Source organism: Pseudomonas sp. SWRI50, assembly GCF_014269095.1.
Taxonomy (GTDB): Bacteria; Pseudomonadota; Gammaproteobacteria; order Pseudomonadales; family Pseudomonadaceae; genus Aquipseudomonas; species Aquipseudomonas kermanshahensis.
The window spans coordinates 102675-119272 of the sequence record NZ_JABWRW010000015.1; the positions used below are offsets into that span (position 1 = coordinate 102675).

The window sequence follows — 16598 nt, forward strand, 5'->3', positions numbered from 1 at the left end:
TAACCTGTTGGCAGTCATGCAGGGGCAGCGGTGCTAGAGGTGGTGGATGACGGCCAGGTCCATGCGTCCATAGTCGGCGCTTTCGCTGTGCTCGCCGCGGGGTGGCATGTGGTGGGTCTTCATGACCTGGTCGCCCTGAACAGTCTCCAGGTGGATGTCGAAGCCCCACAGGCGATGCAGGTGCTTGAGCACTTCCTCGGTCGAGTCGCCCAGGGGTTTGCGGTTGTGCTGTTGGTGGCGCAGGGTCAGCGAGCGGTCGCCGCGCCGGTCGATGCTCCAGATCTGCACGTTCGGTTCGCGGTTGCCCAGGTTGTATTGCGCCGCCAGTTGCTCGCGGATGACCCGATAACCGGTCTCATCATGGATGGCGGGCACCAACAGGTCATCGCGCTGGTCGTCGTCCAGAATGCTGAACAGCTTGAGGTCGCGGATCACCTTGGGCGACAGGTACTGCAGGATGAAGCTCTCGTCCTTGAAGCTGCTCATGGCGAACTTGATGGTCGATAGCCAGTCACTGCCGGCAATGTCGGGGAACCAGTGGCGATCCTCCTCGGTAGGGTTTTCGCAGATCCGGCGGATGTCGGTGTACATCGCAAACCCCAGCGCATAGGGGTTGATACCGTTGTAGTACGGGCTGTCAAAGCCTGGCTGGAACACCACGCTGGTGTGCGATTGCAGGAACTCCATGATGAAACCGTCGGTGACCAGGCCTTCGTCGTACAGGTCGTTCATCAGGGTGTAGTGCCAGAAGGTGGCCCACCCTTCGTTCATGACCTGGGTCTGGCGCTGTGGGTAGAAATACTGGGCGATCTTGCGCACGATGCGCACCACTTCACGCTGCCAGGGTTCGAGCAGCGGGGCGTGTTTTTCGATGAAATAGAGGATGTTTTCCTGAGGTTCGGCGGGGAAGCGCGCATCATCGCGGTCGCCGCCTTTTTCTGCGCCCTTGGGAATGGTGCGCCACAGGTCGTTGATCTGCCGCTGCAGGTGCTCTTCACGCTCTTTTTGCCGGCGCCGTTCCTCTTCGGCGGAAATAGGGTAGGGGCGCTTGTAACGGTCGACGCCGTAGTTCATCAGGGCGTGGCAGGAGTCGATGAGGTCTTCGACCGCATCGATGCCGTGGCGCTCTTCACATTGGGCGATGTACTGCTTGGCGAACACCAGGTAGTCGATGATCGAACTGGCATCGGTCCAGGTGCGGAACAGGTAATTGCCTTTGAAGAAGCTGTTATGGCCGTAGCAGGCGTGAGCAATCACCAGCGCCTGCATGCACATGGTGTTTTCTTCCATCAGGTAGGCGATGCACGGATCGGAGTTGATCACGATCTCGTAGGCCAAGCCCATCTGGCCCCGACTGTAGGATTTTTCGGTGCTGAGGAACTGTTTGCCATAGGACCAGTGGTGGTAACCCAGCGGCATGCCGACCGAGGCGTAGGCATCCATCATCTGCTCGGCGGTGATCACTTCGATCTGATTGGGGTAGGTGTCCAGGGCGTAACGCTCGGCCAGACGACTGATTTCCCGGTCGTAAGTCTGGATCAGGTCGAACGTCCACTCGGACCCGGTGGAAATGGGTTGGCGTTTCTGAGCTCTGGCGGTCATGTGGCTAACCTGCGCTGGAAGAGTTCACGGAAGACCGGGTAGATGTCGCCGGCCGATACCAACTGCTGCTGGGCGAACGTGTCGGGGAAGCCCTCGCCGATTCGCTCGTACTCGTACCACAGCGCCTGATGCTCACGGGGGGTGATCTCAACGTAAGTGTAGTACTGCACGTGCGGCATGATTTGCTTGGAGAGGATCTCGCGGCAGATCGGCGAGTCGTCGTTCCAGTTGTCACCGTCAGAGGCTTGCGCGGCGTAAATGTTCCAATCGCTGGCCGGGTAGCGCTCGGCCATGATTTCCTGCATCAGCTTGAGTGCGCTGGAGACGATGGTGCCGCCGGTTTCCCGCGAGTAGAAGAACTCCTCTTCGTCCACTTCCCGCGCACTGGTGTGGTGGCGGATGAAGACCACTTCGATACGGTCGTAATTGCGCTTGAGGAACAGGTACAACAGGATGAAAAAGCGCTTGGCGATGTCTTTGGTGGCCTGGGTCATGGAGCCGGACACGTCCATTAGGCAGAACATCACCGCTTTCGAACTGGGGTTGGGCTGCTTGACCAGCAGGTTGTACTTGAGGTCGAAGGTATCGAGGAAGGGCAGGCGGTTGATGCGCGCCTTGAGGCGTTCGATCTCTTGCTCGACTTCCTGGATGTCCGTGAAATTGTCGGGTTCCTCGACCTTCAGGCGGTCGAGTTCTTTCTGCGCTTCACGCAACAGGGCGCGGCTGCTGCCGGTCAGGGCGATACGCCGGGCATGGGCCGAACGCAGGGTGCGCACGATGTTGATGCGCGACGGGTTGCCTTCGTTGGCGATACCGGCGCGTACGGTCTTGAAGGTGTCGGCACCGGTCAGGTGACGTTTGACCAGGTTGGGCAGTTCGAGGTCTTCGAACATGAACTCGAGAAACTCTTCCTGGGTGATCTGGAAGACGAATTCGTCCATGCCCTCGCCGGAGTTGCCGGCTTTGCCGCGGCCACCACCACCACCGCCCCCTTGAGGCCTGGGGATGTGTTCGCCGGCAGTGAATTCCTTGTTGCCAGGGTGCACGATGGTCTGCTTGCCGCCACGACCGTGGTGCAACACCGGTTCATCGATGTCCCGTCCCGGAATGCTGATTTGCTCGCCATGCTCCATGTCCATGATGGAGCGGCGGCTCACGGCCTCTTCGACGGCCTTCTTGATGTGGTCACGGTAGCGCCGCAGAAAACGCTGGCGGTTGACCGTGCTCTTGTTCTTGCCGTTCAGGCGTCGGTCGATTACGTAGCTCATGGTCCCTCCGGTAGCTGGGAACAGCTGCACGCTTCAAGCTACGAGCTGCACGTAAAAGCAGCTGCCGCCGCCCGAGGCTGGCACTGCAGCCTTGGGCGTGCGGTGTGTAGCTTGCCGCTTTATTGCGATTTCCTGACCCGCAGGTACCATTCCGACAGCAGACGAACCTGCTTGTCGGTGTAGCCACGCTCCACCATCCGGGTGACGAAGTCGTTGTGTTTCTTCTGGTCTTCCTTGCTGGCCTTGGCATTGAAGCTGATGACCGGCAGCAAGTCTTCGGTGTTGGAGAACATCTTCTTCTCGATCACCACCCGCAGCTTTTCATAGCTGAGCCAGCTCGGGTTCTTGCCGTTGTTGTTGGCGCGTGCGCGCAGTACGAAGTTGACGATCTCGTTGCGGAAGTCTTTCGGGTTGCTGATACCGGCCGGCTTCTCGATTTTTTCCAGCTCTTCGTTGAGGGCAATGCGGTTGAGGATCTCGCCGGTTTCCGGGTCGCGGTATTCCTGGTCCTGGATCCAGAAGTCGGCGTACAGCACATAGCGGTCGAAGATGTTCTGGCCGTATTCGCTGTAGGACTCCAGGTAAGCAGTCTGGATTTCCTTGCCGATGAACTCGATGTAGCGCGGCGCCAGGTATTCCTTCAGGTAGCGCAGGTAGCGTTCGCGCACTTCGGCCGGGAACTGTTCCTGTTCGATTTGCTGTTCGAGCACGTACAACAGGTGAACCGGGTTGGCTGCGATTTCGTGTGGGTCGAAGTTGAAGACTTTGGAGAGGATCTTGAACGCGAAGCGGGTCGACAGGCCGTTCATGCCTTCGTCGACACCTGCCGAGTCGCGGTATTCCTGGATCGACTTGGCTTTCGGATCAGTGTCCTTGAGGTTTTCGCCATCGTAGACGCGCATCTTCGAATAGATGTTGGAGTTCTCTGGCTCTTTGAGGCGTGAGAGCACAGTGAACTGGGCCAGCATCTTGAGGGTGTCGGGCGCGCAGTGGGCCTTGGCCAGCGAGCTGTTGACCAGCAGTTTGTCGTAGATCTTGATCTCGTCACTGACGCGCAGGCAGTAGGGCACCTTGACGATGTAGATCCGGTCGATGAAGGCTTCGTTGTTCTTGTTGTTACGGAACGTGTGCCACTCCGATTCGTTGGAGTGGGCCAGCAGGATACCGGTGTAGGGAATCGCCCCCAGCCCCTCGGTACTGTTGTAGTTACCTTCCTGGGTCGCCGTAAGCAGTGGGTGCAGGACCTTGATCGGCGCCTTGAACATCTCGACGAATTCCATCAGGCCCTGGTTGGCCCGGCACAGCGCACCCGAATAGCTGTAGGCGTCGGCGTCGTTCTGTGGGTATTCCTCGAGCTTGCGGATGTCCACCTTGCCGACGAGGGCAGAGATGTCCTGGTTGTTCTCATCGCCAGGTTCGGTCTTGGCAATGGCGATCTGGTTGAGGATCGACGGATAGAGCTTGACCACTTTGAACTTGGAAATGTCGCCGCCGAACTCCTGCAGGCGCTTGGTGGCCCAGGGCGACATGATGGTGTTCAGGTAGCGCCGTGGGATCCCAAACTCTTCCTCGAGAATGGCCCCATCTTCGGTGGCATTGAACAAGCCCAGTGGCGATTCGAATACAGGTGAGCCCTTGATGGCGTAGAAGGGCACCTTTTCCATCAGTTGTTTGAGCTTTTCGGCCAGCGACGACTTGCCGCCACCTACCGGGCCCAGCAGGTAAAGGATCTGTTTCTTCTCTTCCAGGCCCTGCGCCGCATGGCGGAAGTACGACACGATCTGGTCGATGCATTCTTCCATGCCATGGAAGTCTTCAAAGGCCGGATAGCGCCTGATCACCTTGTTGGAGAAGATCCGCGATAGCCTGGAATTGTTAGAGGTGTCGACAAGCTCCGGTTCGCCGATGGCCAGCAACAGCCGTTCTGCCGCCGATGCGTAGGCGCTGCGATCCTGCTTGCACAGCTCGAGGTACTCCTGCAGCGAAAGTTCTTCCTGGCGGGTGGACTCGAAACGTTGTTGGAAGTGGCTAAAAATGCTCATGACGTCACCTCGCTCGATACGTGGAGACGACGCCGGATCAGTCAGCTGATGCTGGCATGCAACCGGGTTCGCCGATTGCTGTATACCCCCCAGAACACCCTTGAAACGCTACCGATGACCCGCACGCCGGTGTACCGGCTCTCCCCTTTTTTGGATGGCCTGGGCTTAAGGATAGTTGGTAATACGCAAGGTCAAGGGCGTGAGGCCGAGAAGTTGCTCGCGACCGTTCGTCAGGTGAGCCGCGAGCCCGCATGGGGCGCGGGCTGCAGTAAAAATGAAAAAATTATTCGGCAGCGCCTTGGGCGGTCTCGGCCGGGTAGGTGGCGCGCCACAGCTCAAAGCCGCCATCGACGCTGTACACCTCTGAAAAGCCCTGGCCCGCCAGGTAGGCGGCAGCGCTCTGGCTGGAATTGCCGTGGTAGCAGACCACCAGGGTCGGTGCATCGAGGTCGGCGTTGCGGATGAAATCGGCGACCGAATGGTTGTCCAGGTGGGTGGCGCCGCTGATGTGGCCGGCGGCAAAGGCTTGTGGGTCGCGAATGTCGACCACTACCGCACCTTGCGCGCGCAGGGCCAGAGCCTGCTCGGGAGGGATGCGTTTGAATTCGCTCATGGCTACGGTTTCCTTCAGGGCTGATCGTTGATTCTAGTGGGTTGTGCCGGCGGGCGTACGGTGCCGTCGTCGGAACAGTCGCAGCGATGGTATTCACCGCTGTCGACGTTGTAGAGGGTCATGGCACCGCCCCACACGCAACCGGTGTCCAGGGCGATGATGCCGGGTTCGTCGACGCGCCCTTCAAGGGCGGCCCAATGGCCGAAGATGATCTTCACGTGGCGTGAACGGCGGTCCTTGTGCGCATACCAGGGCTTGTAGCCTTTGGGGGCGGTGCCCAGGCCTTCCTTGCTCTTTAGGTCGAGCTTGCCCTCGGGGGTGCAGAAGCGCATGCGCGTGAGGTAGTTGGTGATCACCCGCAGGCGCTCGATGCCGGTGAGGTTCTTGCTCCACTTGTTAGGCTCGTTGCCGTACATGCCGTCGAGGTAAAGCTTGAGCCGGCCGTCGTCGCGCAGTGCTTCCTCGACTTCGGCGGCGAGCTCCAGGGCTCTGCCCAGGGTCCATTGTGGCGGTATGCCGGCATGCACCATGGCAATGCCGCGGGGCTCGTCGTAGTGCAGCAGTTTTTGCCGGCGCAGCCAGTCGAACAGCAGGTCGGCATCCGGCGCTTCGATGATTTCGCGCAAGGTGTCGCTTTTTTTCAGGCGTTCGACGTTGTGCCAGGCGGCCAGCAGGTGCAGGTCATGGTTGCCCAGCACGCAGACCAGCGACTGGCGGATCGAGTAGAGGAAACGCAGGGTCTCCAGCGATTCGGGGCCACGATTGACCAGGTCGCCGACCAGCCACAGGCGGTCGACGGCGGGGTTGAAGCGAACACGTTCGAGCAGGCACTTGAGCGGTTGCAGGCAGCCTTGCAGGTCACCGACGGCGTACGTTGCCATCAGTGCAGGGCCCCGGGTACCGCCAGGCGGAAGGGCGCGATTTCGGCGTCGAAGCGTTTACCGTCTTCGGCGAACATCTGGTAGCTGCCCTGCATGGTGCCCACGCGGGTGCTGATGACCGCGCCGCTGCTGTAGGTGTGGCTCTGGCCCGGGTCGATGTTAGGTTGCTGGCCGACCACGCCGGCGCCGCGCACTTCTTCGACTTCACCGTCACCGTTGGTGATCAGCCAGTGCCGCGACAGCAACTTGGCTGTGACAGAACCGTTGTTTTGCACGGTGATGGTGTAGGCGAAAGCGAAACGACTGTTTTCGGGGTCGGATTGTTCTTTGAGGTAACGGGTCACGACGCTGACGTCGATCTGGTAACGGGGATCGGACATGCAAAGGCCTTGGGCGAACTGACGCAATAATGCAGTCTAGGCCATTGGCGGGGGGGAGGGCCAGCGGTGTGGTCGCGGGCAGGTATGTGCAGGCGGGGTGGGGTGGCAGTGCCGGCCTCTTCGCGGGCAAGTCGGACCGCGAAGAGGCCGTAAAAGGCGCTAATCAGGCTTGCTGATCGGCCAACTGGTCAGCCAGGCGCACGAAGGCGGCCAGGTCCAGCTGTTCAGGCCGCAGGCTGCCATCTACGCCAGCGGCTTCGATCGCCTGGCTGTCGAGCAGGCCTTTAAGGGTGTTGCGCAGTGTCTTGCGGCGCTGGTTGAAGGCTTCGCGAACGACACGCTCCAGCAGCAGGTGGTCCTTGGCCGGGAACGGCAGCACTTCATGTGGCACCAGGCGCACGATGGCCGAGTCCACCTTCGGCGGCGGGTTGAACGCGCCAGGGCCAACGTTGAACAGGTGTTCGACCCGGCAGTGGTACTGCACCATGATCGACAGGCGGCCCCAATCACCGCCACCCGGGCCTGCGGCCATGCGCTCGACCACTTCCTTCTGCAGCATGAAGTGCATGTCGCGGATCAGGCCGGCATGGCTGAGCAGGTGGAAGATCAGCGGGGTGGAGATGTTGTAGGGCAGGTTGCCGACCACCTTGAGGCTGCGCGGTGGCACACCCAGCTGGTTGAAGTCGAACTTCAGGGCGTCGCCCTGGTGCAGGCGGAAGTTGTCGCGCCCGGCAAACTTGTGCTGCAGGATCGGCACCAGGTCCTTGTCCAGCTCCACTACGTCCAGTTGCGCGCCGCTGCCCAGCAGGCCCTCGGTGAGGGCGCCCTGGCCTGGGCCGATTTCCAGCAGGTGTTCACCTGCCTTGGCGTTGATGGCGCGCAGGATGCGGTCGATGATGCCGGCGTCGTGCAGGAAGTTCTGGCCGAAGCGCTTGCGCGCCCGGTGTTGGTATTGCTCGTTCATGGTCGGTTCTCGGCCATCTGGTAGGCGGTTTCCAGCGCGACTCGCAGGCTGCCGGTGTCGACTCTGCCGGTGCCGGCCAGGTCCAGGGCGGTGCCGTGGTCGACCGACGTGCGGATGATCGGCAGGCCCAAGGTCACATTGACTGCGGCGCCGAAACCTTTGTACTTGAGTACAGGCAGGCCCTGGTCGTGGTACATCGCCAGCACTGCGTCGCAGTGCTCCAGATATTTGGGGGTAAACAGGGTATCGGCCGGCAGCGGTCCGCGCAGGTCCATGCCTTCGGCACGCAGGCGGGCCAGTGTCGGTTCGATGATGTCGATTTCTTCGCGGCCCAGATGGCCGCCTTCTCCGGCGTGCGGGTTGAGGCCGCACACCAGGATGCGAGGGTTGGCAATGCCGAACTTGTCGCGCATGTCGGCATGCAGGATGCGGGTGACACGCTCGACGCGTTCGGCCGTGATGGCGTCGGCAATGTCGCGCAGTGGCAAGTGCGTGGTCACCAGGGCCACGCGCAGGCCACGGGTCGCCAGCATCATCACCACCTGTGCGGTGTGGGTCAGCTCGGCCAGAAACTCGGTATGCCCGGAGAAGGCAATGCCGCTTTCGTTGATCACACCCTTGTGCACCGGGGCGGTGATCATCCCGGCGAAATGCCCGTCGAGGCAGCCGTTGCCGGCGCGGGTCAGGGTTTCCAATACGAAGCCAGCATTGGCCTTGTCCAGTTGCCCTGCCGTCACGGCGGTGGCCAAGGGCGTATCCCACACGTACAGGCTGCCCGCAGGCGCGGGCTGGTCGGGCCAGTGCCCCGGCGCTACCGGCAGCAGGTTGACGGCCAGCCCCAGCTGCGTGGCCCGCTCGGCGAGCAGGTCACGGCTGGTGATGGCGATCAGGGGGTGGGGCTGGGCGTCTGCGGCGAGCAGCAAGCACAGGTCAGGACCTATGCCAGCTGGCTCGCCGGGGGTGACGGCGAAGCGCAGGGGCTTCACTGGGCGGCCTGGTCGGCGCCAGGCAGCTTGATTTCAACGTAGGCTTCGTCGCGGATCTGGCGCAGCCAGGTCTGCAGCTCTTCGTCGTACTTGCGGTTGCGCAGCACATTCATGGCCTGCTGCTCGCGTGCCTGCTCGGTGCTGTCGGTGGCGCGGCGGCCCAGCACTTCCAGGACGTGCCAGCCGTATTGGGTCTTGAACGGTTTGGTCACCACACCTTGCTGGGCGGTGGCCATCTGCTCGCGGAACTCAGGTACCAGGCTGTTCGGGTCGACCCAGTTGAGGTCGCCGCCGTTGAGCGCGGAGCCCGGGTCTTCCGAGAAGCTCTTCGCCAGTTCGCCAAAGTCTTCGCCGTTCTGGATACGGTCGTACAAGCGCTCGGCCAGCTGCTTGGTGGCCGCTTCGCTGCGGATTTCGCTCGGCTTGATCAGGATGTGGCGGACATGCACTTCGTCACGCAGCACGTTCTCGCCGCCACCACGCTTCTCCTCGAGCTTGAGCAGGATGAAGCCGTTGGGGATGCGGATTGGCTGGGTGATGTCGCCGACCGACATGTTGCTGAGCATCTTGGCGAAGTCAGGTGGCAGCTGGCCGGCTTTACGCCAGCCCATTTCACCACCCTCAAGGGCGTTTTCGCTGGCCGAGTTGGCAATTGCCACCTGGCCGAAGTCCGCGCCCTGGCGCAGTTGCTGGTAGAGCTCACCGACCTTGCGCGCAGCTTTCTGGATGTCGTCCGAATTGGCGGCTTCCGGGGTCGGGATGAGGATGTTGGCCAGGCGGTACTCTTCCGAGAGCTGCATCTTGCCCAGGTCCGAGTTCAGGTAGTTTTTCACTTCCTGCTCGGAAACCTGAATGCGCTCGGCCACACGGCGCTGACGCACGCGGCTGATGATCATTTCGCGCTTGACCTGCTCGCGCGCGTCGTCGAACGACAGACCATCATGGGCGAGGGCTGCGCGGAACTGGTCCAGCGACATGCCGTTGCGCTGGGCAATGGTGCCGATGGCCTGGTTCAGCTCCTCATCGGTGATGCGGATACCGGAGCGCTCGCCGATCTGCAGTTGCAGGTTCTCGACGATCAGGCGCTCGAGCACCTGCTGTTCCAGGGCGCTGGTCGGTGGCACGCCGGCGCCACGCTTGGCGATGGTTTGCTGAACTTCGTGGACGCGCTGGTCCAGTTGGCTCTGCATGACCACGTCGTTATCGACGATGGCCACCACTTTGTCCAGGGGTTGTACCGCGGCATGCACCGCGCCACTCAGCAATGCAGCGCCCAGCAACACTGGGCGCAGACGATCAATAAGCTTGGTCTTCACGTGTACGGTAACCTTGAATGCCTTCGTCGAGGAAAGATTCGACCTTGTTGCCTACTACACCACCGAGGCCTTTCAGCACGATCTGCAGGAAGATACCGTGGTCGCCTTTTTCGTTCTGCGGGAGTGCCTGGCTGAAGTCGTCGTAGTCGATCCAGTAACGGTTGACCAGGCGCAGCTTCCAGCAGCAGTTGTCGTATTCGAAACCGCCCATGGCTTCCAGGGTGCGGTTGCGGTTGTAGTCATGCTGCCAGCGAGCGATCACGCTCCACTGTGGAACGATCGGCCAGATGACCGAGAAGTCATGCTGTTGGATCTTGTAGTAATCCTTGATGTAGTTCGGATCACCCGGCGTGCCGTAGTCGCCGCCACCCACTTTCCAGGTACCCGTGGTCGAGTCGTAGGCAATGGTGTCGTTGCGGTAGCGGTAGCCGAGGTTGACGATCTTGTTCGGATTGTCTTCAGGCTGGTAGTGGAACATCGCGCTGCCCGAGCGGGTGCTGCGGCTGTCCGGGTCCCAGTTGAAGTCCGAGTTGAAGCGCCAGTCGCGGTTGAAGTTGTAGCTGTACAGCAGTGCGTACGGCGACACGTCAGACTGCGAGTCTTTACGGGTGCGGTAGTCGATGCCTGGCAGTTGGACCTTGCGGTCCTTGAAGTACAGCGCCTGACCGATGCTGAAGCTCTGACGTTCGAAGCCGTTGTCTTCGATCCAGCGCGTGGTCACGCCCAGCGACAGCTTGTTCTCGTCGCCGATGCGGTCGGTACCGCTGAAGCGGTTGTCGCGGAACAGCGAGTCGTAGCTGAACAGGGTTTCGCCCGAGTCGAACAGCGGGATGTCCTTCTGGTCCTCGTAAGGGACGTAGAGGTAGAACATGCGCGGTTCGAGGGTCTGGCGGTAGTTGGTACCGAACATCGACGTGTTGCGATCGAAGTACAGGCCGCTGTCGACGCTGAAAATCGGAACGTCGCGGTTGAGGCTGCTGTTGAAGTCGCCGTTGAGCGCGACCGAGGCTGGGTTGTTGGCGATGTCGCTCTTGCCCTTGCCATCCAGATCGAGGTCATAGTGGGTGTACATGTACTTAAGCTTCGGCGTGATGTAGCCGTAGCTGGCTTGCATAGGCAAGCTCATGGACGGGGCAACGTTCAGTCGCGTGCCGTTGGCGCGGGCAACACCGAAGATGTTCTCGTCCAGTCGACGGCCAGGAACGCCGGCACTTGCGTCAGGGTTGCCATCTTTGTCGAGTACGAAGTCGTTTTTCAGGTCACGATCAAAGCGAACCGCTTCAGTCTCATACCCAAAATTCAAACCACCCGGCTGGAACGGCAGTGCGCCATTGAGGGTGATCTGCGGCAGACGGTCATACGGCGTGATCTGCGAGATGGTCGCCATCTCGTAGGCATGCACGTTCAACCGTGCGGTATAGCTGTCGCCACGGTAGGTCAGGGCACCCTGCTGGTTGAGCAGGTCACGGCTTTCGACGCCGATCTGGTCAGACTCCAGGTCCTGGAAGTAGAACGGGTCGCTGATGTCGGTGTAGTCCACCTCGGTCATCAGGCGCTCGTCCAGCCCGCCCTTGTGCTGCCAGTTGACCATCCAGCGCTGATCTTTGTAGTCAGTCTGGTCTTTACGGTCGTCGTCCTTGTCGTTCAGGTACGCGCCGCCGAACTGGCCTTCGCTGGATGGGGTCAGGTAACGGAACTCACCTTCCATCAGCAGGCCGCGCTTGGTCATGTAGCGCGGGTACAACGTGGCGTCATAGTTGGGCGCCAGGTTGAAGTAGTACGGCGTGACCAGCATGAAGCCGGTGTCGCTGCTGCTGCTGAACGACGGCGGCAGGAAGCCGGACTGGCGACGGTCGTCGATCGGGAAGTAGATGTACGGTGTGTAGAACACCGGGAAATCCTTGACCCGCAGGGTGACGTTGGTCGCGGTACCGAAGCCGGTCGCCGGGTTCAGGGTGATGTTGTTGCCCTTCAGCTGCCAGGCGTTGCTGCCCGGTTCGCAGGTGGTGTACGTACCGTCTTTCAGACGGATGATGGCGTTTTCGCCACGCTTGGCGTACAGGGCGTTGCCGCGAATGTGCGACTTGTGCATCACGTATTCGGCGTTGTCGACCTGGGCTTCACCCGTGTCGAGCTGGATCTGCGCCTCGTCACCCACTACCAGCGAGCCGTTGTCACGGATCTTGACGTTGCCCTTGAGCTCGCCACGGTTTTCGGTCTGGTAGAGGTTGGCCTCGTCGGCCTCGGCCTGCATGCTGCCTTGGCGCATGACCACGTTACCGGCGAGGGTAGCGATCTGCTGCTCCTGCTGGTACTTGGAAACCTTGGCATTGATGTAGGTCGGCGATTCGTCCTTGGGCGTGGTGTCGGCCATGCCTGGGCGGGTCGGCTCGATGTACGCGCCACCGCAGTACGGGCCGGTTTCGGCCAGCTGGGCTGCGGTGAGCTTGTCACGGGGGACCCAGTCCAGGTGGCTGTAGTCTTCGCTGCGCGACTTCAGGCCACGGCCCTTGGCCTCGGTGACCAGCATCGGTTTGTCCGCGGTTTCGGCCTCGGCCGCCTGGGCCTCGGTGCCGGAACTGAGGGCAGCACCCTCGTGCACCGGACGCGGCGGCAGGTTGTTGACTGGAGTCTTGGGCTTGCAGTCCCAACCGCCGGAGGCGGACACTTGGCAGTCGAACTGTTCGGCTGCCACGACGTACGACGTGGCCAGAGGTTGCAGGGCCAGCAAACCGCCGGTGACCAGCAACGGAAACTTTCTACGAAACGCGGGGGATTTCAATGCCATCTTATTAGTCCGGGCTTCCTGCGTGCCATCTGCCCGCGTGTGGGGCCGCACGCCTCTCGATGGTCTGAAAAAGATGCTGGATAATAAAGCATGACCCGCTTGACGGCTAGGGCCGTCGGAGACCCTTGTAATGCCTGATCACGATGTACGCTTGCAACAACTGACTGTCTGGCTCGATGAGCAGCTCAACAATCTTTTTCTGAAAAACGCCTGGGGCGAAGTGCCAGCAGGTAGCCTGACGGCCGCCAGTAGCGATGCGAGCTTCCGTCGCTACTTCCGCTGGCAGGGCGCTGGGCGCAGTTTCGTGATCATGGACGCCCCGCCGCCGCAGGAGAACTGCCGACCGTTCGTCGCCATCGATCACCTGCTGGCCAGTGCGGGTGTGCATGTGCCGGTAATCCATGCCGAAGACCTGGAGCGCGGTTTCCTGCTGCTGGGCGACCTGGGCCATCAGACATACCTGGACATCATTGATGCCGACAACGCCGATGCCCTGTTCAGTGACGCCATCGATGCGCTGCTGGCGTTCCAGCGCCTGCCGATGGACGCGCCACTGCCGAGCTACGACGATGCCCTGCTGCGCCGTGAAGTCGAACTGTTCCCGGAATGGTACGTCGGGCGCGCGCTTGGCTTGACCCTCACCGAAGCCCAGCAAGCCACCTGGCAGCGTGTGAGCCAGGCGCTGATCGACAGTGCCCTGGCCCAGCCCAAGGTGCTGGTGCACCGCGACTACATGCCGCGCAACCTGATGCAGAGCACGCCAAACCCAGGCGTGCTGGACTTCCAGGACGCCGTCTATGGCCCGGTCACCTATGACATCACCTGCCTGTTCAAGGATGCCTTCCTCAGCTGGCCACAGGCCCGTGTCGAAGCCTGGCTGCGGGATTACTGGCAAAAGGCGCAGGCGGCCGGCATTCCGGTACAGGCCGACTTCGAGGCGTTCCACCGTGCCAGCGACCTGATGGGCGTGCAGCGCCACCTCAAGGTCATCGGTATTTTCGCCCGCATCTGCCACCGCGACGGTAAGCCACGTTACCTGACAGACGTCCCGCGCTTCTTCGCCTATATAGATGAAGTGATCAAGCGCCGCCCCGAGTTGGCGGAGCTAGGTGAACTGATCGCGGAACTCCAGGCCGGAGCGCGTGCATGAAGGCGATGATCCTGGCGGCAGGCAAGGGCGAGCGCATGCGCCCTTTGACCTTGCATACCCCCAAACCCCTGGTGCCGGTCGCCGGTCAGCCGTTGATCGAATACCACCTGCGCGCCTTGGCGGCTGCGGGTATTACCGAGGTGGTGATCAACCATGCCTGGCTCGGCCAGCAGATCGAAGACCACCTGGGCAATGGCAGCCGCTTCGGCCTGAGCATCCGCTATTCACCCGAGGGCGAGCCGCTTGAAACCGGTGGCGGGATCTTCAAGGCGCTGCCGTTGTTGGGTGAGGCGCCGTTTCTGCTGATCAATGGTGACGTCTGGACCGACTACGATTTCGCTCGCCTGCAAGCGCCGCTTGCGGGCCTGGCGCATCTGGTGCTGGTCGACAACCCTGGCCATCACGGCCGTGGCGACTTCCGCCTGGTAGCCCAGCAGGTCGTGGATGGCGACGACGCACCGGGTACCCTGACCTTCAGTGGCCTGTCGGTGCTGGACCCAGCGTTGTTCGCCGGTTGCCAGCCGGGTGCTTTCAAGTTGGCGCCCCTGCTGCGTCAGGCCATGGCGCAGGGCAAGGTCAGTGGTGAGCACTACCGTGGCCATTGGGTCGACGTCGGTACGCTCGAGCGCCTGGCGCAGGCTGAACGCCTGATCGGCGAGCGCGCCTGACATGTGGTGGCCAAGCACGGTGATTGGTGCCGGTGCCGGTTTTGCCGTCGCCAGCATCCCGGGCGCCCTGCTCGGTGCCCTGGTAGGGCAGGCCATGGACCGGCGCCTGCAGGTGCGCGGCTGGGAGGACCTGCGCGAGCGCTTGGGCGGGCGCCCGGCCTTGCGTGACGAAGAATTGCTGTTCGTGCTGCTGGGCAGGCTGGCCAAGTGCGATGGCCGGGTTGCCGAGCAACATATCCAGCAGGCACGCCAAGAGATGGTGCGCCTGGACCTGGCCGACGCGGCCCGGTTGCGGGCCATTGCCGCGTTCAACCGCGGCAAGGCCGGCAAGGACCGACTGGCCGGCCACCTGCGTCGTATCCGCGAGCAGCCGCATGCCGCCGAGGGGACCTTGCGCGCCTGTTGGCGCATGGTCTGGGCCGACGGCAAGGTCGGCGCCAAAGAGCGCGACTTGCTGTTGGACTGGGGGCAGAAGCTGGGCTTGAGCCGGCGGCAGGTGCAAGCCCTGTCGTTGGAGTACGAACCGCGCAAGTCCGGGCTGGACGGCGGCACCATGACCTATGCGGCAGCCATGCGCCTGCTGGCCGTGGAGGCAGATACCGAGGGCGACAAGGTCAAGCAGGCATATCGCCGGCTGGTTAGCCGTCATCACCCGGACAAGCTGGCGGGCAGCGGTGCCACGGATGCCCAGGTGCGTGCAGCGACCGAGCGGACCCGGGAGTTGCATCAGGCGTATGCGCTGATTCGCAAGCGGCGGGGGTTGTAGAAAAGCGCGGGCGCTTTGCGCCCCTTTTCGCGGCGCAAGGCCGCTCCCACAAGTGCTGTGCATCCCTCGGGCTTTGCGCAAAATTGTGGGAGCGGCCTTGTGTCGCGAAAGGGGTGCAAAGCACCCCCATCGATTTCAGCTCACTCTTGCGGGTTCATCCACCCGCGCACCCGGCGGAACAACTGTTCCTGTTCAGCAGCTTTGTTACCGGGCATGGCAATCAGCGACAACTGGCGGTACTGGCTGTCCTTCTGCCGTTTGCTGGCCTGCAAGCGCAGTTCCGCTGCACGGCGATCGCCCGTGCGGGTGGCGTAATACACGTCGGCGGTCGGCACCTTGAGGGTCGGCGCGAGGCTTTCCAGGTCATGTTCCACCCGTGCCGGCGTCTGCGCGGCGATCATCACCAGCTTTTGCACCTGCGCGGGTTGTTTCTCGCTCAGGTAGCGGGCTGCCCAGTACGCGCCACTGCCATGGCCGATCAGCACGATGCTGCGTGAGTCATGCTGTTGCGCGTAAGCCACCGCCGCGTCGAGGCGGGCGAAGATACGCTCGGCGTCGGCCGGGTCATTCTGCTCGCTGGCCTGTGCGGCATCGGTGCTTTCTGCTGTGTCGGGGTCGGCGGCAGTCGCCTGGGCGACGTTGGCGTTGGCATCGGTCGGTGTGTCTTTGGCGGGCGCTGTTTCGCCCTCGTCCTTGGCAGGGGCCGCTGCGGGCTTGGCTTCGACACGCGCCTGCGGGCTATCGATAAGCAGGTCGGGCAGGCTGACGCTGAGGCTGTGCCAGCCCACATCGGGGAACTTGCGCCGCAACGGGCCGACGGCGTTCGGCCAGTCGGCCGTTTCACCGGCACCGGGCACGAGGATCACCGCACCTTTGGGGTCGCTGCTGTTGGCCGGCTTCCACAGGGCCAGGAAGCTTTCGGCACCCGCCTGCAGGGTTTGCTGCTCGGCCTTGGGCACCAGGCGCTCCAGGGCCAGGGCGTCTTCCTGACTGCGTTCCAGCAGGGGCGGGCGGGTGGCTTCGGCCGGTGGGGCTTCGGCGGTGGTCGGTGGTTTTTCAGCGTCGGCGGCCATGGCCCCAAGCGGAAGGATCGAGGCTAGGCAGCACATTGCCAGCGTCGTGCGATAAAGTGTGGACATGCGTCAACCCAAGGCCAGAATGATACCGGCAGCCT

Annotated in this window: 14 protein-coding genes; 3 read left to right on the forward strand and 11 right to left on the reverse strand. The window is 62.2% G+C overall.

Annotated elements, in window-relative coordinates; genetic code table 11:
* Positions 1–33: 33 nt before the first annotated feature.
* From HU750_RS17015 to HU750_RS17060, 10 genes are all read right to left on the reverse strand, one after another.
* The gene (locus HU750_RS17015) at positions 34–1602 is read right to left on the reverse strand and encodes a SpoVR family protein (protein WP_027594380.1); all 1569 of its coding nucleotides are present in this window, start codon (positions 1600–1602) and stop codon (positions 34–36) included.
* On the reverse strand, positions 1599–2870 hold the full coding sequence (locus HU750_RS17020; protein ID WP_027594381.1) for a YeaH/YhbH family protein: 1272 nt from the start codon (positions 2868–2870) through the stop codon (positions 1599–1601). Before HU750_RS17020 ends, HU750_RS17015 begins: the two co-directional genes overlap by 4 nt.
* Positions 2871–2989: 119 nt before the next feature.
* Positions 2990–4912, reverse strand: a complete 1923-nt coding sequence (locus tag HU750_RS17025) for a PrkA family serine protein kinase (protein WP_027594382.1) — start codon at positions 4910–4912, stop codon at positions 2990–2992.
* A gap of 283 nt (positions 4913–5195) precedes the next feature.
* Positions 5196–5525 carry a thiosulfate sulfurtransferase GlpE gene (gene glpE / locus HU750_RS17030; RefSeq protein ID WP_027594383.1) on the reverse strand — a complete coding sequence of 110 codons (330 nt, stop codon included), beginning with the start codon at positions 5523–5525 and terminating at the stop codon, positions 5196–5198.
* A gap of 14 nt (positions 5526–5539) precedes the next feature.
* The gene (locus tag HU750_RS17035; RefSeq protein WP_027594384.1) at positions 5540–6406 is read right to left on the reverse strand and encodes a symmetrical bis(5'-nucleosyl)-tetraphosphatase; all 867 of its coding nucleotides are present in this window, start codon (positions 6404–6406) and stop codon (positions 5540–5542) included.
* Positions 6406–6786, reverse strand: coding sequence for a Co2+/Mg2+ efflux facilitator ApaG/CorD (apaG, locus tag HU750_RS17040; protein ID WP_027594385.1), 381 nt, complete (start codon positions 6784–6786; stop codon positions 6406–6408). The genes HU750_RS17035 and apaG overlap by 1 nt, the downstream gene beginning before the upstream one ends.
* A gap of 163 nt (positions 6787–6949) precedes the next feature.
* Positions 6950–7750, reverse strand: a complete 801-nt coding sequence (gene rsmA, locus HU750_RS17045; RefSeq protein WP_027594386.1) for a 16S rRNA (adenine(1518)-N(6)/adenine(1519)-N(6))-dimethyltransferase RsmA — start codon at positions 7748–7750, stop codon at positions 6950–6952.
* Complete coding sequence (pdxA, locus tag HU750_RS17050) at positions 7747–8736, reverse strand: 4-hydroxythreonine-4-phosphate dehydrogenase PdxA (RefSeq protein WP_186681351.1); 990 nt, start codon at positions 8734–8736, stop codon at positions 7747–7749. The genes rsmA and pdxA overlap by 4 nt, the downstream gene beginning before the upstream one ends.
* Positions 8733–10052 carry a peptidylprolyl isomerase SurA gene (surA, locus tag HU750_RS17055; protein ID WP_027594388.1) on the reverse strand — a complete coding sequence of 440 codons (1320 nt, stop codon included), beginning with the start codon at positions 10050–10052 and terminating at the stop codon, positions 8733–8735. Before surA ends, pdxA begins: the two co-directional genes overlap by 4 nt.
* Entirely contained in the window at positions 10033–12840 is a 2808-nt protein-coding gene (locus HU750_RS17060; RefSeq protein ID WP_027594389.1) for an LPS-assembly protein LptD, read from the reverse strand. Before HU750_RS17060 ends, surA begins: the two co-directional genes overlap by 20 nt.
* A 130-nt stretch (positions 12841–12970) precedes the next feature.
* On the opposite strand from HU750_RS17060, the gene HU750_RS17065 reads away from it, so the two are divergent.
* The 3 genes from HU750_RS17065 to HU750_RS17075 are packed head-to-tail and all read left to right on the forward strand — an operon-like array spanning position 12971 to position 15424.
* Positions 12971–13990, forward strand: a complete 1020-nt coding sequence (locus tag HU750_RS17065) for an aminoglycoside phosphotransferase family protein (RefSeq protein WP_186681353.1) — start codon at positions 12971–12973, stop codon at positions 13988–13990.
* Positions 13987–14658: an N-acetylmuramate alpha-1-phosphate uridylyltransferase MurU gene (gene murU, locus HU750_RS17070; protein ID WP_186681355.1), complete on the forward strand. Its 672-nt coding sequence runs from the start codon at positions 13987–13989 to the stop codon at positions 14656–14658. Before HU750_RS17065 ends, murU begins: the two co-directional genes overlap by 4 nt.
* A gap of 1 nt (position 14659) precedes the next feature.
* A complete protein-coding gene (locus HU750_RS17075; protein ID WP_186681358.1) occupies positions 14660–15424 on the forward strand; it encodes a TerB family tellurite resistance protein in 765 nt (254 codons plus the stop codon).
* Between the two features lie 140 nt (positions 15425–15564).
* On the opposite strand, the gene HU750_RS17080 is transcribed toward HU750_RS17075, so the two are convergent.
* Entirely contained in the window at positions 15565–16563 is a 999-nt protein-coding gene (locus tag HU750_RS17080) for an alpha/beta hydrolase family protein (protein ID WP_186681360.1), read from the reverse strand.
* Between the last annotated feature and the right edge of the window lie 35 nt (positions 16564–16598).